The organism is Pseudomonas sp. PD9R, assembly GCF_019200975.1.
Classification (GTDB): Bacteria; Pseudomonadota; Gammaproteobacteria; order Pseudomonadales; family Pseudomonadaceae; genus Aquipseudomonas.
Genome location: NZ_JAHTMR010000017.1, coordinates 1 through 15,859 on the forward strand (window position 1 = coordinate 1; position 15,859 = coordinate 15,859).

Below are 15,859 nucleotides of genomic sequence, written 5' to 3' on the forward strand. Positions count from 1 at the left end.
CATCACCGTTGCTCGCCGGGTATTGCAGCAGGGCACCGAAAAACGGCGTCACGTCGGTCAGTTCATGCTCGTCGCCGACCACCACGTCAATGCCCAGCGGCTCGGCACGGGTGCGCAACACGTCGAGGGTCTGTGGGTGGCAATGCACGGAAGCGAAAAAGGCGTGGCTGCCCTTGTTCTTGCTCAGGCGCTTGCAGAAGGTCATGGCTTCGGCGGCGGCGGTGGCTTCATCCAGCAGCGAGGCGTTGGCGATCGGCAGACCAGTGAGGTCACTGATCAGGGTCTGGAAGTTCAGCAGCGCTTCGAGACGACCCTGGGAAATTTCCGGTTGATACGGCGTGTATGCGGTGTACCAGGCCGGGTTCTCCAGCAGGTTGCGCAGGATCGGCGACGGCGTGTGGGTGCCGTAGTAACCCTGACCGATGAAGGTCTTGAACAGCTGGTTTTTGCCGGCGATGGATTTGATCAGGGCCAGGGCATCGGCTTCGCTCAGGCCGTCTTCCAGGCCGAGCACGCTGGTGCCCTTGATGCTGTCCGGAATCACGCTGGCGCTCAGGGCTTCCAGCGAGTCGAAGCCGAGGCTGTTGAGCATCGCTTGCTCGTCACCGGCGCGTGGGCCGATGTGGCGGGCGATGAATTCGTTACGGGTGTCGAGGAGGGTGGTCATGGGAAGTCCTCACGCGTCGGTCTGGTCTTGAATCAGGCGGTCGTAAGCGGCTTGATCGAGCAATTGGCCGACGGCCTCAGGGTCGGTTGGCTGGAAGCGGAAGAACCAGCCTTCGCCCAGCGGGTCTTCGTTGACCAGCTCAGGGTTGCCGTCCAGCGTCGAGTTGATTTCGACCACTTCGCCGTCCAGCGGCATGGTGATGCTGCTGGCGGCTTTCACCGACTCCAGCACCGACACTTCGGCACCGGCGTCGAAGCTCCCCAACTCAGGCACCTGAACGAACACCACATCCCCCAGCGCCTGCTGGGCAAACGCGGTGATGCCGACGGTGACCAGACCATTGCTCTCAAGACGCAACCATTCGTGCTCGACGGTAAAACGCAATTCGCTCATCTCAACTCCTCATTGTTCTGACTCATCCGCTACAGGTGGCGGATGGCGATGGGCAGGCTCGTGCTGGGCATCGAGCGTGGCTGGAGGAGAGATAGCAAGGGTGGTGCCAATGTTAGTTATTCGTTTTAAATCAATTGCTTAGGGCTATTTTCGGTGAGAGACCGCACTGCTTCCGTATTGAAATCAATACAGGTGTGGGCAGAGTGGAGCGCGAAGCCCGGTCCAGAGGCGTCGCGGGGGATTTGTCTTGATTTCAATACACTGTATTGAAATACAGACATGCAGGAGCTGCCGCAGGCTGCGATCTTTTGATCTAGATCTTTGGCGGCTTTGAAATCGAAAAATCAAAAATCAAGATCAGGATCAAAAGATCGCAGCCTGCGGCAGCTCCTACAGGGACCGTGGGGGGATGCCGTATTTGCGCAGTCGAATGGCTATCGCGCTGTGGGAAGTTTGCAGGCGCGCCGCCAGTAAGCGGCTGGAGGGGTAACTGCGGTAGAGCTGTTCCAGCAATTTCTTTTCAAAGCCTTCGACGGCATCTTCCAGGCTGCCCACCTCGCCGTCGTTTTGCCGCTCCACCGCCGTGCGGGCGATGTCGAGGTCGTCGATGTCGACCAACGGGTTCTCGCAAATGGCCGCCGCACGGAAGATCACGTTTTGTAGCTGCCGCACATTGCCCGGCCAGCGGTTGCCGAGCAGTGCGGGAAAGGTGCTCGGCGCCAGGCGACAGACCGGGCGCTGGATCTGCGCGCACGCTTGCTGCATGAAATGCTGGGCCATCAACAGAATGTCGTGGCCGCGCTCGCGCAACGCCGGGACTTGCAGGTTGAGCACGTTGAGGCGGTAGAACAGGTCTTCGCGAAAGTGACCTTCGCTGACCATTTTTTCCAGGTCGCGGTGGGTGGCGCTGAGGATCCGTACGTTGACCTTGACCTCGCGATCACCACCGACCCGCCGAAAGCAGCCATCGCTCAAAAAGCGCAGCAACTTGGCTTGCAAGTACGGCGACATTTCCCCGACTTCATCGAGAAATACCGTGCCCTGATCGGCCAGTTCCAGCAGCCCGAGTTTGCCGCCCCGTTGCGCGCCAGTGAAGGCCCCGGGGGCGTAGCCGAACAGTTCGCTCTCGGCCAGGCTTTCTGGCAGTGCCGCGCAGTTCAGCGCCAGAAACGGCGCGTCGTGGCGGCCGCTGATCGCATGGCAGGCGCGGGCTACCAGTTCCTTGCCGGTGCCGGTTTCACCCTGGATCAGCAGTGGAGCATCGAGCGCCGCCACCCGCTGGGCGCGGGCTTTGAGCGCCCGGATCGGCGGCGACTCGCCGAGCAGCGCATCGAAGCCTTCGGCGTGATCATGGTGCAGCGCCGACAGGCGTTCGCCGATGCGGTTGGGTTGATACAGGGTGAGCAGGGCACCAGCCTCGGTGATCGGCATGGCGTCGAGCAGCAACGTGTGGCCACCGAGGCTGACTTCGCGCATCGGCAAGCGAAAGCCGTGCTCGATCAGCGTCGGTTGCAAATCAGGATCATCGAACAGTGCGCTCAAGGATTCGCCGTCCGGTTCGCGGCCACACAGGGCGATCAGCGCCGGATTGGCCAGCAGCACATGGCCGCGATCATCCACCGCGAGCACCGGGTCGGAACTGGCCGCGAGCAACGCATCGAGTTGCAGACGCCGACGTTGCCCCGGAAGGATGTCGACCATCGTCACCGCTTGCACGCCTTGCACCCCGAGAAAGGCTTCGCGCAATTCCTCCAGCACCTCGGCGCCGAGGGTCGGCGCATCGATGTAGACGTTGGGTGGCACCATTTCCACGGCGTCCAGATTGAAACTGCGCCCACCGAGCAGGGCCAGGACTTCCTGAGTGATGCCGACGCGGTCGATGAAGGTGACGTGGATGCGCATAGGTAACCTGAGCCAGTGAGGAAGCTTCGATGAGTATGGCGGCCTCTGTTCAAGTTTGGCGAGCCGTCAGTGTTTCTCGGCTGTCGGGGTTTTACGCGAACACGCCGCCAGATCCTCAAGAAACGCCTGAAGTATCGGCGGCGGCGCCGTGCCGCGCCGAGTGATCACGTCAAACGGCGACATCAGCTGCAAGCTGTTCGGTGCCAGTTGGTGCATCTCGCCGGTCTTGATCCATTGCGCGGCAAAGTGCGCCGGCAGAAAGCCCAGGTAAGCGCCGGAGATGATCAGGATCGCCAGTGCCTCGATGTTGTCCACGGTCGCCGCCGCTTTGCTCACGCCCAGGTGTTCCAGGTCGTATTGCTGCATGTAGCCGCGCACGACAATCCGGCTCGCGGCGATTTCTTCGAGCAGTTCGTCGCCCTCGGTTTTGCTGCCAAACAACGGATGCCGCCGCCCGCAATACAACCCCAGCGCTTCCTGATACAGCGGTGAGTGCAGCAGGCCCGGCACGTAGATCGGGAAGTGCCCGATGGCCAGGTGCAAGCGACCGTCGAGCACCCGTTCTTCCAGTTCGGCGGGTTCGCCGACATACACGCTGAGGTGCACATCGTGCCCGCGTGAGACGAAGCGTTGGGTGGTGCGCGGTATCGGTGAGTCGGGGTCGGTGATGGTGGTGTCGATGATGCCCAGGTTGAGTTTGCCGCTGATGTGCTGCTTGAGCACGTCGGCGTCCATGCAGAAATTTTCCACCGCCGAGAGCAGGCGCTGAGTGGCTTCATGAATCGCCACGCCTTGCTCGGTCAGTCGAAAACCGCTGCGCCCGCGCTGGCAGAGTTTGACCCCCAGGCGGGTTTCCAGATGGGTCATCTGTTCGCTGATGGTGGACTGACCGGCATTCAACGCCGCTTGCGCAGCCGAGAAACCGCCGCAGCGCACAATCGTGGCAAACACCCGAAGCAACTTCAGGTCGACATCGTGCAGTTGAATCACCTTGGACCTCCCGCGTGTGGATGCATCGGTAATGCCGATATGAGTATCTGATGTTTAGCATTTTTTCCACGAAAAGGTGCGCCCATAGTCATTTCAACGGCGGTCGCCTTGCAGTCCGCCAGGCCGATAACAAGAAGTGGAGAGGCTTGAAATGTCGAATAACGGTTATGAATCCGGTCGTCTGAACCTGCCATTCGTGGGTCATTGCACCTTTGGCAAATCCCCGGTGTGCACTGATTGGGACGCACTGGATGCGGACGTCGCGGTGCTCGGGGTGCCCAACGACATGGGCACCCAATGGCGTTCCGGCGCACGCTTTGGGCCACGCGGGATTCGTGAGGCATCGACGCTGTTTTCCTTCGGCCATGCCGGCGCCTACGACCACGAAGATGACGTCATGTACCTGACCGCCGCCGACGTGCGCATGGTCGACGTCGGTGATGCCGACATCGTCCACACCGACATGGTCACCAGTAACAAGAACACCGAATACGCGGTGCGCAAGATCCTCGATGCCGGTGTGATGCCGGTGGTGCTCGGTGGCGATCACTCGGTGCACGCGCCGGTGATCAAGGCATTCGAAGGCCGTGGCCCGATCCACATCATCCACTTCGATGCGCACCTGGATTTCGTCGACGAGCGCCACGGCGTTCGCTACGGCCACGGCAACCCGCTGCGCCGCGCGTCGGAAATGAACCACATTGTCGGCATGACCCAAATGGGCATCCGCAACGTCTCGTCGTCCAACCGCGACGACTACGAAGCCGCCCACGAAGCCGGTTCGAAAATCCTCTCGGTGCGCGATGTACGCCGCCTCGGCGTTGAAGGCGTGCTGGCGTTGATCCCGCAGAACATCAACTACTACATCACCATCGACATCGACGGTTTCGACCCGTCCATCGCCCCCGGCACCGGCACCCCAAGCCACGGCGGCTTCCTCTACTACGAAGTGCTGGAAATCATCCAGGCCCTGGCCAAACGCAGCCAAGGCAACATCGTCGGCATGGACCTGGTGGAGGTGGCACCGGTGTACGACCCAACCGGCATGACCTCGATTCTCGCCGCGCAACTGCTGCTCAACAGCATCGGTTTCATCTTCCACGAGAAGGCCAAGGTGCGTGCGGCGCAGAGCGAATCCGTTCCAGCCTGACAGCCCACACCGATCATCGAAACCACAGCCCCGGCAGGACCTGACTGCCGGGCAGAGAGAATAAAAATGGACACGATCGTCAAGCAGTACCTGCAAAAGTTCGGCGTCAGCGAAGCCACGCAGACCTTCCTCAGCAAAGTGCAGAAAATGTTCATCGGCGGCGCCTGGGTCGACGCCAGCGACGGCCAGACTTCCGAAGTCATCGAACCGTCGACCGAAGGCCTGATCACCCGCATTCCAATGGGCACAACCGAGGATCTGGACCGCGCCGTGCACGCTGCCCGCACCCAGTTCGACGGCGGTGCCTGGCGCCAGGCCAAGCCGGCGGAACGCGAACGACTGATGCAGCGCCTCGCTGACCTGATTGAAGCCAACTCCGCGGAACTGGCGGAAATCGAATCCATCGACATGGGCAAATCCGTGGCTTTCGCCAAGGATGTGGATATCCAGGGCACCGTCGACACACTGCGCTATTTCGCAGGTTGGGCCACCAAGCTCCACGGCCGCACCGTCGAGCCTTCGCTGCCGGGCAATTACCTGGCCTATACCCGCAAGGAAGCGGTGGGCGTGGTCGGCGCTATCGTGCCGTGGAATTTCCCGCTGCAAACCATGGCCTGGAAGCTCGGCGCGGCGTTGGCCACCGGTTGCACCGTGGTGGTCAAACCCGCCGAATTGACGTCATTGTCGGCCCTGCGTTTTGCCGAACTGGTGCAGGAAGCAGGGATTCCGGACGGCGTGATCAACATCGTCACCGGGCGCGGTAGCGTGGTCGGCGCGGCCATGGCCACGCATCCTGGCATCGACAAACTGACCTTCACCGGTTCTACCCCGGTCGGCCGTACCGTCGGCCGCGCGGCGCTGGACGAAATGAAGCGACTTACCCTGGAACTGGGAGGAAAATCACCGGTAATCGTCCTGGCCGATGCCGACATCCCGGCCGCTGCGCAAGCGGTCGCCAATGGTGTGTTTTTCAACTCCGGCCAGGTGTGCGACGCCGGTACGCGGGCTTACGTTCATCGCAGCGTCTACGACGAATTCCTCCGCGAACTGATCGCCTACACCCGCACGTTGAAAATGGCGCCGGGTCTCGATCCGGAGTGCTTCATCAGTCCACTGGTCTCGGCCCTGCAAAAGCAGCGCGTGACCGAGTACATCGAAACCGGCAAGCAGGAAGGTGCCGAACTGGTCTACGGCGGCCAGCCGGTCGAAGGGCCTGGCTTCTTCGTCGAGCCGACCATTTTTGCCCATTGCCGCAATGACATGCGCATCGTCCAGGAAGAGATCTTCGGCCCGGTGCTGGTCACCGCGCCATTCGATGATGAAGAAGAGGCGCTGGCCCTGGCCAATGACTCGCCTTACGGCCTCGCGGCGGCACTGTATTCCAATGACCTGGGCAAGGTGCACAGTCTGATTCCGCGTTTGAAAGCAGGCTCGGTCTACGTCAACGCACACGGCACTCTCGACCCATCGATGCCGTTCGGTGGCTACAAGCAGTCCGGGTTCGGCAAGGACCTGGGCGCGGAGCAGCTCGATTACCTGCTGGAAACCAAAGCCGTGTGGATCACGCTGCCGAGCTGACGAACCCGGCTTCTGTAGGAGCTGCCGCAGGCTGCGATCTTTTGATCTTGATTTTCAGCCTTCTGACAGGACACCAAAGATCAAAAGATCGCAGCCTGCGGCAGCTCCTACAGGGGCAGGCATGAACAATCGGGAACGGCAAGGAGGCCAAGGGGCGTCGTTCACCCAAAAGAATGCAGTTATCTCGTCATGATCTTCCAACAATAAGAGACCATCATGAACACTAACGCCAAGCCCGCCGTGAGCGTGTCGGCCCTCGATGACAGAGCTGTCGTCGAAAGCCATTCCATCGATTTCATCCCCGAGAACGAGCGCACCGACAAACTGTCGAGCCAGGGCCCGTTCTGGTTCCTCGGTAACTTCACCTTCTTCACCATGACCATTGGCTTCGTTGGCCCAAGCGTCGGTTTGACCGCGCTCTGGACCACACTGGCCGGCACACTGGGCATCATGTTCGGCACGCTGTTCATGGCGTTTCATGGTTCCCAAGGCCCGCACCTGGGGCTGCCACAGATGATCCAGTCCCGTGCGCAATTCGGCTATCGCGGGGTGATTCTGGTGCTGTTGGCGACGCTGTTCGTGTTCGCCGGTTTCAACATCGTCAACCTCGTGCTGATGATGCAGGGACTGCACACGCTGTTCGGTTTCAACCCCGCAGTGATCGCGGTGGCGGTGACCATTCCGGCGGCGGTGTTGGCGATCCTCGGCCATGACTGGATGCACCGCAGTTTCAAATGGGCGTTGTACCTGTCGCTGCCGCTGTACGGGCTGGTGACCTTGGCCGTGTTGATGGGTTGGGTGCCAGATGCCGCGCTGCCGGTGCTCGGTGCAGGTGAAGTGGCCCCGGCGCCGTTGGGCTTCAACTGGACCGGCTTCATCGCCCAGTTCGCAGCAGCGGCCAGCTACAACATCGCTTACGCCCCGTACGTGTCCGACTACTCGCGTTATCTGCCGAAAAACACTTCCAGCGGCAAGTTGATTGCGGTGGTGTTCCTGGGTGCTTCGTTGTCCGGCGCGTGGATGATTTCCGTGGGTGGCTGGCTGGCCGATCACCTGCACTCAACCGACGTGCTGGTGGCCCTTGGGCAAGTGGGCAATACCGTGTCGCCGCTGATGGGCACGGCGGTGGTGGTCATTACTATCCTGGCGTTCCTGCCGGTGATCGCGATGAATATCTACAGCGCCAAGCTGACCACCTTGACCTGCGTCGACTCGATCAAGCACATAGAGCCGACCCGCAAGGCGCGGATTCTGGCGATCGGCTTCGTGATCCTGCTGCAACTGGGCGTGGCGTTGAGCATCCAGAGTTCGGGCAAAGGCCTGTCGGTACTCGGCATCTATCTGGTGGTGATGTTGTACTTCCTGGTGCCCTGGACCTCGGTCAACCTCACCGATTACTTCTTTGTGCGCAAGGGCCGCTACGCCATCCCGCACTTCTTCATGCCCCACGGCAACATCTACGGCAGCTGGGGCCTGCGCGGTATCGCCGCGTATGCCATCGGGTTTGTGTCGATGATCCCGTTCTTCTACATCTTCGACGGCGTCGAGCAGCGTGAAGTGTATGTCGGCCCACTGGCCAAGGCCCTCGGCAGCATCGACATCGCCTGGCTGGTCGGGCTGATCGTCTCGGGTCTGGCGTACTACTGGCTTAGCCGTTCGATCGACCTCAAACGCGAAGAAGCGGTTATCCAGCACATCGAAAAAACCAATCCGCAATACACCACTGGCGACAAATCGAGCAAACCGTCGATGCCCGTTTTCAACGAATCGGCGGTCCGGAGATAATCATGAACACGCAAAAATACGACTACATCATCATCGGCGCAGGCTCGGCAGGTTGTGTGTTGGCCAACCGCCTGAGCGAAGACCCGACCACTTCGGTGCTGGTCCTGGAGTTCGGCGGCAGCGACAAGAGCGTGGTGATCCAGATGCCGAGTGCGTTCTCGATCCCGATGAACACCAAAAAGTACAACTGGCGCTACGAAACCGAACCGGAAACCTACCTCAACGGCCGTCGGATTCACTGCCCACGGGGCAAGGTGCTGGGGGGATCGTCGTCGATCAATGGCCTGGTCTACATCCGTGGTCACGCCTATGACTTCGACGAGTGGGAAACCCTCGGCGCCCAGGGTTGGGGCTACAAGAATTGCCTGCCGTACTTCAAGCGCGCCGAGAGCTACGAGTCGGGTGGTGACAGCTATCGCGGGCAAACCGGGCCGCTGCATACGACCAACGGCAACCACATGAAAAATCCGCTGTACGGGGCCTGGGTCGAAGCCGGTGCCGAAGCGGGCTACATCAAGACCGATGACTGCAATGGCTTCATGCAGGAAGGCTTCGGCGCGATGCACATGACCGTGAAAAACGGCGTGCGCTGTTCCACCGCCAACGCTTATCTGCGACCCGCCATGGGCCGTCCGAACCTGACGGTGATTACCCATGCGATGACCCGTCAGGTCATCCTCGAAGGCAAGCGTGCCGTGGGCATCATCTATGACCACGGTGGCCAGACCCATCAGGTCTATTGCAACCGCGAAGTGCTGATCTCGTCCGGGCCGATTGGGTCGCCGCACCTGCTGCAACGCTCCGGAATCGGCCCGGCTGAAGTCCTGCGCAAAGCCGGGATCGGCGTGCGCCACGACCTGCCGGGAGTAGGGGAGAATCTGCAGGACCACGCCGAGGTGTACATCCAGTTCGGCTGCAAGGAACCGGTGACGCTCAATAGCAAAATGGACCCGCTGAGCAAGCTGTTGATCGGCCTGCGCTGGCTGTTGTTCAAGGACGGACTCGGCGCGACCAACCACTTCGAGGCCGGCGGTTTCATCCGCTCCGATAAAGGCCTGCGCTGGCCGGACATTCAGTTCCATTTCCTGCCCGCCGCGATGCGTTACGACGGCAATAAACCGATCAAGGGCCATGGTTTCATGGTGCTCACCGGGCCGAACAAACCGAAAAGCCGTGGTTATGTGCGCGTGCGTTCCGCCGACCCTTATGAACACCCGGAAATCCGCTTCAACTACCTGCAACGCGAAGAGGACCGCGAAGGCTTCCGCCGCTGCATTCGCCTGACTCGGGAGATCATCGGTCAGAAAGCCATGGACCGTTTCCGCGACGGTGAAATCGCGCCGGGGCCACTGGTCAACACTGACGAGGAAATCGACGCCTTTGTCCGCGACAACCTCGAAAGTACTTACCACCCTTGCGGCTCGTGCCGCATGGGCGAGGACGACATGGCGGTGGTCGATTCCGAACTTCGGGTGCACGGCATCGCCGGGTTGCGGGTAATCGATTCCTCGGTGTTCCCGACCGAGCCGAACGGCAACCTCAATGCGCCGACCATCATGCTCGCCGAGCGGGCTTCGGACCTGGTGTTGGGGCGCAATATGCTGCCAGCGTCCGATGCACCGGTGGGGCTGGTCGAGAACTGGGAAAACAGCCAGCGCTCGACATTGCCGGGGCGTAACGTGCGGGTTTGATGCCCGCAGCATTGATCGGATGCAGCCGCCAATCCCCGGGGCCCACCGATTCATGTAGGAGCTGCCGCAGGCTGCGATCTTTTGATTTTGATGTTCTACACAGCAAGATCAAAAGATCGCAGCCTGCGGCAGCTCCTACATTTGATCTAGGCTGTAAATCCCTGAAACCGCAATGGAGCACCCTCATGGCAATCCAGGCCCTGCGCGCCGACGCTTCCCACCTCGATAAAATCGCCAGCCTGTTCGACGCCTATCGCGGCTTCTACGATCAGCCTTCGAACCTGCCACAGTCCCGCGCCTTCATCGCCGAACGCATCGCCCGCGACGAGTCGGTGATTTTTTATGCCGAGGATGGCAGCGGCGAAGCATTGGGTTTCGTGCAGTTGTTCCCGACCTTTTCCTCGATCGACGCGCACCGCACCTGGCTGCTCGGCGACCTGTTTACCGCACCCGCCGCCCGAGGCAAAGGTGTGGGCACATTGCTGATGAACACCGCCCGCGATTTTGCGTTGTTGACCGGTGCCAAGGGCATGACCCTGGAAACCGCCATCGATAACCACAGCGCGCAGCGGTTGTATGAGTCGTTGGGTTATGTGCGAGATGCGGGCTACTACACCTATTGCCTGGACCTGAAGCAAGGCTGATTTTTAGCCGTTGCTGTTTCCCGATGCCTGGCGAACGATTTACTGGCCGGTAATCCATTAACGGATTGGCGATCAGGTGTGGCGACAACTAGGCTTGTTAATCAGCCTTGAGGCCCAAGCGTAATATTTGCGCGCCGGCCAGGAGCCGGCCCCATGAAAAGCCCCTTCTGTGTTATTGGTCTGTTGTGCGCGCTGGTCGTCGGTCCCGTCGTCCGCGCTGAAGACCCACCACCTTCCAATACCCCACCATTGGTCAACCCGCAAGTGGTCGACAAACTCATCGATATGGGCAACTACCTGCGCAGCCTGCCGAAATTCGAGGTGAGCGCCGAGGTCTCCCAGGACACTGTTCTGGAGTCAGGGCAAAAGATCAAAAGCGAGGCCATCAGTACGCTGACCGTGCGCAAGGGGGATCGCCTGTACGCCAAGACCGAGGGCGATGTCCGGACGCGGGAGTTCTTCTACAACGGCAAGAAACTGACCCAGTACTCGCCGTTTCTCAAGTACTACACCACGGTCGATGCAGCGCCGACGCTGGCTGAAACGTTGCACAGGATCGAAGACCATTACGGTTTGCAGATACCCATGGAGGACTTGTTCCTGTTTGGCCGTGACCAGGCACAGATCGATGCGCTGAAAGAGGCACTGTACGTCGGGCCTTCAACGATCAATGGCAGGCTATGCGACCACCTGGCCTTCCGGCAGCAAGGGGTTGACTGGCAGTTGTGGATTACCCGGGCCGAAAAACCGTTGCCGTGCAAACTGGTGATCACCACCACCGATGAAGCGAGTTTCCCGGAGTACAGCGCGGTCTACCGCTGGAACCTGAAGCCGACCTTCAATGATTCCATCTTCACCTTCAAACCGGGCAAAGGGGATGTGGCCATTCCTTTGAAGAAAGCCAGTGAGCAGGGAGGGGAGTGATATGAATCGGGCAATGTGGTGCGGCCTGTTGTTATCGCTGGTTACGGCATCGGCACTGACGATAGGCCTGATTGGCGAAGCTGACGCCAGGGGGCAGCGCGCGCAAGGACGTGCCAGGGCTTCAGTGAATCGGCCGCCGCCAGCCAGTGCGCCACAGGCCCGGCGCATGAACACCGGCAACGCTGCGCAACGAGCGCCCAACGCCGACAATCGGGTCAACACCAGCAATCGGCCAAATGCCGGTAACCGGGTCACATCAGATAACCGGCCTGATGCCGGTAACAAGGTCAATTCAGGTGACCGGGCCAATACCGGTAACAAGGTCAATTCGGGTAACCGGGCCAATACCGGCAACAAGGTCAATTCAGGTAACCGCACCAACATCGATAACAGCAACCGCAACGTCAATATCAACAGCAACCGCGATGTGGACATCGATGTGGACGGGAATGGCCGTTATGGCTACGACGATCACTATCATCCGCTGGCCGCTGCGGCGGCGGTCACCGCTACCGTCGCGGTCACCGCCGCAGTCGTCGGTTCCATCATGACACCGGCACAGATGCCCGCCGAATGTGTGCAGGTTATCCAGTACAACACCGCGTACCTGCAGTGCGGTTCAACCTGGTACCAGCCGCAGTATCAGGGCAGCGATGTGACCTACATTGTGGTCAACGCGCCTTGAGCTTTTTCACGCTGTTGGCTGGTTCGACTCACCGAACACCGGCCGGAAGAAACTGCGCTCATAACTGAGAATGCAGCGGGTTTCTTCGGCGTACTTGAAGGCGGCGATGCATTCAGGATCGTTCATCGAGTCTTGGCGATAGGTTTCGTAGGCCGCGAGGCTGGGGAAGGTGAACATCGCCAGGGCGATGTTGTTGGCGCCTTCGGACGGCAGGAAGTAGCCGTGATGCTGGCCACCGAATTTTTCCACGAGGGGAATCCACAGCTTGCCGTAGTGTTCAAACGCTTCGAGCTTGAATGGGTCAAGCACGTATTTCAGGTAGCAAGTGACCATCGGTTTTCTCTCAGGCTGGGTTAATGGTTTTCAGTGATTGATTCGACTGGCAGGGCGCGGCCGTAGGATGGAGTTCTCGCCGGTTTTAAGCAAATGGCGCACACCCTGGAATATTTCAAGGCCTGATACGCCTGAGTCAACCGGGTTGCCGGTCCGCGCGTACACATTCAATAAAGGCCTTGAGCGCAGCCGGTACATGGCGACGACTCGGGTAATACAGGTGCAGCCCGGGGTAGAAAGGGCACCAGTCGGCCAGCACCTGGATCAAGCGGCCGTCGGCAATGTACGCCTTGGCCATGTCTTCGAAAATGTAGGCCAGGCCGACTCCTTGCAGCGCCGGGCCGACCATCAGGCTGACGTCGCCGAGTGTCAGCGGCCCGTCCACTTCGATTTCTTCGGCGATACCGCCGCGCTCGAATTCCCAGCGATACAGCGTGCCGCTCGGGAAGCGATGGCGGATGCAGGGCAGGCCGTGCAAGTCCTCGGGTTTCTGTGGAGCGGGGTGCCGCTGCATGAGCGACGGAGCACCCACCACCACCGAGCGCAGGAACGAACCGATGGGCAATGAGACCATGTCTGCTTCCAGGCGCGCCCCGAAGCGAACCCCGGCGTCAAAGCCGCCCGAGACCACATCGACCAGGCCATCGTCTGCAACGATCTCCAATGTTACGTCGGGATAGGCTTGAAGAAACCTGGCGGCAATCGGTAGCAATACCAGTTCGGCAGCCTGACGCCCGGCGGTGATCCTCAGGTTGCCGGAGGGTTTGTCGCGAAAACTGTTGAGGTCTTCCAGGGCGTCGTCGATGTCACGAAACGCTGGTTTCAATCGCGCCTGCAAGCGCTCGCCGGCCTCGGTCAGCCCGACGCTGCGTGTCGTGCGATTGAACAGCCTGACACCGAGCCGGTTTTCAAGGGTGCGCACCGAATGACTTAACGCCGAAGGCGTGAGCCCGAGTTCGACTGCCGCGCGGCTGAAGTTCAGGTGGGTGGCCACGCAGAGGAAGGTCGAGAGGTCCGCCGCTGAAGGTGCTTTCATCTGTGAATGCCTTTCACAAAGCCATGCAAAATTATTGGGATTATCACATCAGTAATGGAGATTTAAAGTGGCGTCAACTCATCAAGAAGCCCCTGCAATACCGCAGGGGCCGCTGACAGGAGGCGTTGAAATGCGTACTTGGTTCATTACTGGGGCTTCCCGTGGTTTCGGTACTCTCATCGCAGAACGTGCTCTGCGTGCCGGCGACGCGGTGATTGCCACCGCTCGTAAACCTGAAGAAATCACCGCCCGCCTGGGCGATCATCCCAACTTGCTGGCGGTGCGTCTGGATGTGACCCGTGAAGAAGAAGCGCATCAGGCGGTTGCGGAAGGCATCAAGCGTTTCGGCCGCATCGACGTGCTGATCAACAATGCCGGGTTCGGCGTGTTGGGGGCGGTGGAAGAAACCAGCGCCAGCGAGACCGAGCGGCTGTTCGCCACCAACGTCTTCGGCCTGCTCAACGTGACCCGCGCGGTATTGCCGCACATGCGCCGCCAGCGCTCCGGTCATGTGATCAACATTTCTTCCATCGGCGGCTATCAGGCCTACATGGGTTGGGGCGTCTACGGTTCCACCAAGTTCGCGGTGGAAGGGATTACCGAAGCGCTGCATCAGGAATTGGCACCGTTAGGGATTCACGCCACGGTGGTCGAGCCGGGTTTCTTCCGCACTGACTTCCTTGATGAGCAGTCGCTGGTGAAAACTGCTCTGGAATTGCCGGACTACGATGAAACCGTCGGCGCGATGCGCAAATATGCGGCATCGGCCAACCATGCCCAGCCGGGTGACCCAGTGAAGTTTGCCGAGGCCATGTTCGCCCTGGTCAATGCACCGAAGCCGCCACAACGGCTGGCATTGGGCAGCGATACCATCGCGCGCATCGAAGCGAAAAACCGCTTGGTCGCACAGGAACTGGCCGAGTGGAACGCGCTGGCGCTGTCTACCGATTTCCAGGATTGAAGCCGGGCCTTAAAAACGGGTAGCAAGATCAAAAGATCGCAGCCTGCGGCAGCGCCTACATGAGAATGCATTTCTGTGTAGTAGCTGCCGATGGCTGCGATCTTTTTGTGTTTAGAGGGTGATATCCATTGGCCATCATTTTCGCTAGAATGGCGCCGCTCGAGAGATGGATCCCGGGCGCTTTCTCATGGAGTTGTGCAGTGAAATACCTCAGTAAAGTCGTTGCTGGTGCTGTGTTTGGTCTCGTGTTGGCAGGTTGCAGCAGCGCCCCGATGAATACCCACCATTACGACAGCAGCCAATACACCGTTTTGGGCCACAGCGAAGCCAGCGCCACAGGCCTGATGCTGTTCGGGCTCATCCCTATTCGGCAGAACAGCCGTTTTGTGCGTGCACAGGACGAGGCAATCAAAGCCAAGGGCGGCGATGCCATGATCAACACCCAGGTGCAGGAACGCTGGTTCTGGGCCTGGGTCCTGAACGGCTACACCACCAATGTTTCCGGTGACGTGATCAAGCTGAAAAACGTTCAGTAAACGCCGTTGCCCAAAAAAATCCGGAGTCCTGTATCAGGCTCCGGATTTTTTGTTGCCGTGATAATTTCCCCCCCCCCCGCATTTCAATGGGCCTGCGATGCGAAAAGGTTCGGTCAATTGACCGGGATGACCGCTGGTTTGTTCTGGTCCTTCAACAGAAAGACCACGAATTTTGCCGGTTTGTCCTGGCTGGCGTTGCGGCCCACCGTGTGTATGTCATTGGGGCCTTCGTGGAAGGTTTGTCCGGGTAACAGCGTGACCTCCTTGCCACCCTTGACCCCCATGATGATGGAACCTTCGAGCACATAGACAAAACCATGGGCGTCGTGCCGATGAATCGGGTCGGCCCCGCCGGGAGGGAACTCGACGGTGAGCATCAGCACTTCTTTGCCGGGGTAGTCGGGCAGCGGCGTCTCCGAAATCGGCGTGACGACCGGAGGCGGCGCGGCGGCGGTTTGGGCCTGGGCCGGCAGGGTGGTGGTGAATGACAGTGCGAGTAAGACGAAGAGAAAGTGGGTTCGCATGAGACGCTCCTTGTGAAGTCCGGGGGTCTGCTACTGCGTGGTTGGGCTGAGGGCGAATGG

General features: G+C 60.1%; 15 protein-coding genes and 1 pseudogene. 9 read left to right on the top strand and 7 right to left on the bottom strand.

The annotated features are described in order from the left end of the window. From KUF73_RS25660 to KUF73_RS25675, 4 genes and pseudogenes are all read right to left on the bottom strand, one after another. Positions 1–667: pseudogene (locus KUF73_RS25660) on the bottom strand (glycine dehydrogenase (aminomethyl-transferring)); the annotation flags it as partial. A 9-nt stretch (positions 668–676) separates the two neighbouring features. Next, positions 677–1,060 carry a glycine cleavage system protein GcvH gene (gene gcvH, locus KUF73_RS25665; protein ID WP_218440791.1) on the bottom strand — a complete coding sequence of 128 codons (384 nt, stop codon included), beginning with the start codon at positions 1,058–1,060 and terminating at the stop codon, positions 677–679. A gap of 390 nt (positions 1,061–1,450) precedes the next feature. Further along, a complete protein-coding gene (locus KUF73_RS25670) occupies positions 1,451–2,962 on the bottom strand; it encodes a sigma-54-dependent transcriptional regulator (protein WP_218440792.1) in 1,512 nt (503 codons plus the stop codon). Positions 2,963–3,028: 66 nt separating this feature from the next. Beyond that, on the bottom strand, positions 3,029–3,952 hold the full coding sequence (locus KUF73_RS25675) for a LysR family transcriptional regulator (protein ID WP_218440793.1): 924 nt from the start codon (positions 3,950–3,952) through the stop codon (positions 3,029–3,031). Positions 3,953–4,103: 151 nt separating this feature from the next. Here KUF73_RS25675 and speB point away from each other — a divergent pair, with 151 nt between their 5' ends. From speB to KUF73_RS25710, 7 genes are all read left to right on the top strand, one after another. Further along, on the top strand, positions 4,104–5,102 hold the full coding sequence (gene speB / locus KUF73_RS25680) for an agmatinase (protein WP_218440794.1): 999 nt from the start codon (positions 4,104–4,106) through the stop codon (positions 5,100–5,102). A gap of 66 nt (positions 5,103–5,168) precedes the next feature. After that, on the top strand, positions 5,169–6,680 hold the full coding sequence (locus KUF73_RS25685) for an aldehyde dehydrogenase (protein WP_218440795.1): 1,512 nt from the start codon (positions 5,169–5,171) through the stop codon (positions 6,678–6,680). Positions 6,681–6,896: 216 nt separating this feature from the next. Beyond that, a complete protein-coding gene (locus KUF73_RS25690; protein WP_218440796.1) occupies positions 6,897–8,465 on the top strand; it encodes a cytosine permease in 1,569 nt (522 codons plus the stop codon). A 2-nt stretch (positions 8,466–8,467) separates the two neighbouring features. Then, positions 8,468–10,156: a choline dehydrogenase gene (betA, locus tag KUF73_RS25695; RefSeq protein WP_218440797.1), complete on the top strand. Its 1,689-nt coding sequence runs from the start codon at positions 8,468–8,470 to the stop codon at positions 10,154–10,156. 185 nt (positions 10,157–10,341) lie between these two features. Continuing rightward, positions 10,342–10,800, top strand: a complete 459-nt coding sequence (locus tag KUF73_RS25700; protein ID WP_218440798.1) for an N-acetyltransferase — start codon at positions 10,342–10,344, stop codon at positions 10,798–10,800. 153 nt (positions 10,801–10,953) lie between these two features. Then, entirely contained in the window at positions 10,954–11,724 is a 771-nt protein-coding gene (locus KUF73_RS25705) for a DUF2092 domain-containing protein (RefSeq protein WP_218440799.1), read from the top strand. Between the two features lies 1 nt (position 11,725). Next, positions 11,726–12,409, top strand: a complete 684-nt coding sequence (locus tag KUF73_RS25710) for a hypothetical protein (protein ID WP_218440800.1) — start codon at positions 11,726–11,728, stop codon at positions 12,407–12,409. 6 nt (positions 12,410–12,415) lie between these two features. On the opposite strand, the gene KUF73_RS25715 is transcribed toward KUF73_RS25710, so the two are convergent. Both KUF73_RS25715 and KUF73_RS25720 read right to left on the bottom strand, forming a co-directional pair. Further along, complete coding sequence (locus KUF73_RS25715) at positions 12,416–12,742, bottom strand: NIPSNAP family protein (RefSeq protein ID WP_218440801.1); 327 nt, start codon at positions 12,740–12,742, stop codon at positions 12,416–12,418. Between the two features lie 136 nt (positions 12,743–12,878). After that, a complete protein-coding gene (locus KUF73_RS25720; RefSeq protein ID WP_218440802.1) occupies positions 12,879–13,778 on the bottom strand; it encodes a LysR family transcriptional regulator in 900 nt (299 codons plus the stop codon). Positions 13,779–13,908: 130 nt separating this feature from the next. Here KUF73_RS25720 and KUF73_RS25725 point away from each other — a divergent pair, with 130 nt between their 5' ends. Together KUF73_RS25725 and KUF73_RS25730 are read left to right on the top strand one after the other, a co-directional pair. After that, positions 13,909–14,739: an oxidoreductase gene (locus tag KUF73_RS25725; protein ID WP_218440803.1), complete on the top strand. Its 831-nt coding sequence runs from the start codon at positions 13,909–13,911 to the stop codon at positions 14,737–14,739. A 200-nt stretch (positions 14,740–14,939) separates the two neighbouring features. Next, positions 14,940–15,275 carry a hypothetical protein gene (locus KUF73_RS25730; protein WP_218440804.1) on the top strand — a complete coding sequence of 112 codons (336 nt, stop codon included), beginning with the start codon at positions 14,940–14,942 and terminating at the stop codon, positions 15,273–15,275. A gap of 113 nt (positions 15,276–15,388) precedes the next feature. On the opposite strand, the gene KUF73_RS25735 is transcribed toward KUF73_RS25730, so the two are convergent. Next, positions 15,389–15,799, bottom strand: coding sequence for a cupin domain-containing protein (locus KUF73_RS25735; protein WP_218440805.1), 411 nt, complete (start codon positions 15,797–15,799; stop codon positions 15,389–15,391). Positions 15,800–15,859: the final 60 nt, after the last annotated feature.

Bases quoted from the DNA above. Each gene is read 5' to 3' on its own strand.
- KUF73_RS25735 (WP_218440805.1), bottom strand. From the start codon at position 15,799: ATGCGAACCCACTTTCTCTTCGTCTTACTCGCACTGTCATTCACCACC.
- KUF73_RS25725 (WP_218440803.1), top strand. From the start codon at position 13,909: ATGCGTACTTGGTTCATTACTGGGGCTTCCCGTGGTTTCGGTACTCTC.
- KUF73_RS25715 (WP_218440801.1), bottom strand. From the start codon at position 12,742: ATGGTCACTTGCTACCTGAAATACGTGCTTGACCCATTCAAGCTCGAA.
- KUF73_RS25700 (WP_218440798.1), top strand. From the start codon at position 10,342: ATGGCAATCCAGGCCCTGCGCGCCGACGCTTCCCACCTCGATAAAATC.
- speB (WP_218440794.1), top strand. From the start codon at position 4,104: ATGTCGAATAACGGTTATGAATCCGGTCGTCTGAACCTGCCATTCGTG.
- KUF73_RS25710 (WP_218440800.1), top strand. From the start codon at position 11,726: ATGAATCGGGCAATGTGGTGCGGCCTGTTGTTATCGCTGGTTACGGCA.
- KUF73_RS25720 (WP_218440802.1), bottom strand. From the start codon at position 13,778: ATGAAAGCACCTTCAGCGGCGGACCTCTCGACCTTCCTCTGCGTGGCC.
- KUF73_RS25670 (WP_218440792.1), bottom strand. From the start codon at position 2,962: ATGCGCATCCACGTCACCTTCATCGACCGCGTCGGCATCACTCAGGAA.
- KUF73_RS25705 (WP_218440799.1), top strand. From the start codon at position 10,954: ATGAAAAGCCCCTTCTGTGTTATTGGTCTGTTGTGCGCGCTGGTCGTC.
- betA (WP_218440797.1), top strand. From the start codon at position 8,468: ATGAACACGCAAAAATACGACTACATCATCATCGGCGCAGGCTCGGCA.
- gcvH (WP_218440791.1), bottom strand. From the start codon at position 1,060: ATGAGCGAATTGCGTTTTACCGTCGAGCACGAATGGTTGCGTCTTGAG.
- KUF73_RS25690 (WP_218440796.1), top strand. From the start codon at position 6,897: ATGAACACTAACGCCAAGCCCGCCGTGAGCGTGTCGGCCCTCGATGAC.
- KUF73_RS25685 (WP_218440795.1), top strand. From the start codon at position 5,169: ATGGACACGATCGTCAAGCAGTACCTGCAAAAGTTCGGCGTCAGCGAA.